The organism is Pseudomonas sp. A-1 (genome assembly GCF_004801855.1).
Lineage (GTDB): Bacteria > Pseudomonadota > Gammaproteobacteria > Pseudomonadales > Pseudomonadaceae > Geopseudomonas.
Window position 1 is genome coordinate 1 of record NZ_SSTC01000227.1, and the last position, 776, is coordinate 776.

Genomic DNA, 776 nt, shown 5'->3' on the forward strand with positions numbered 1-776 from the left:
CGCTGCTCGAACACGTGGGACGCCCAGCCGGTGACCCGCGAGCAGACGAAGATCGGGGTGAACAGCTTGGTCGGGATGCCCATGAAGTTGTAGGCAGACGCATGGTAGAAGTCGGCGTTGGGGAACAGCTTCTTCTGCTCCCACATGACCTTGTCGATGGCCTCGGAAACCGGGAACAGCACGGTGTCACCGACTTCCTCGGCGAGCAGCTTGGACCAGCCCTTGATCACCTCGTTGCGCGGATCGGAGACGCTGTAGATGGCGTGACCGAAGCCCATGATCTTGTCCTTGCGCGCCAGCATGGCCAGGGTGCCTTCGGTGGCCTCTTCCGGGGTGGCGAACTTCTCGATCATCTCCATCGCCGCCTCGTTGGCGCCGCCGTGCAGCGGGCCGCGCAGCGAGCCGATGGCGCCGGTGATGCAGGAGAACAGGTCGGACAGGGTCGAGGCGCACACGCGGGCGGTGAAGGTCGAGGCGTTGAACTCGTGCTCCGCGTAGAGGATCAGCGACACGTTCATCACCTTGCGGTGCAGCTCGCTCGGCGCCTTGCCGTGCAGCAGGGTCAGGAAGTGGCTGCCCAGATCCGGCGCGTCGCTGGTGCACTCGATGCGCACGCCTTCGTGGCTGAAGCGGTACCAGTAGCACATGATCGCCGGGAAGGCGGCCATCAGGCGGTTGGCCTTCTCCAGCTGCTGCGCGAAGCTCTCTTCCGGCTCCAGGTTGCCGAGCATCGAGCAGCCGGTGCGCATGACGTCCATCGGGTGGGCGCTGGCCGG

General features: G+C 65.5%; 1 protein-coding gene. It reads right to left on the bottom strand.

Going from position 1 to position 776, the window contains the following annotated elements:
• On the bottom strand, positions 1-776 hold a 776-nt coding region (locus E5198_RS21300; RefSeq protein ID WP_136491875.1), incomplete at both ends, for a citrate/2-methylcitrate synthase.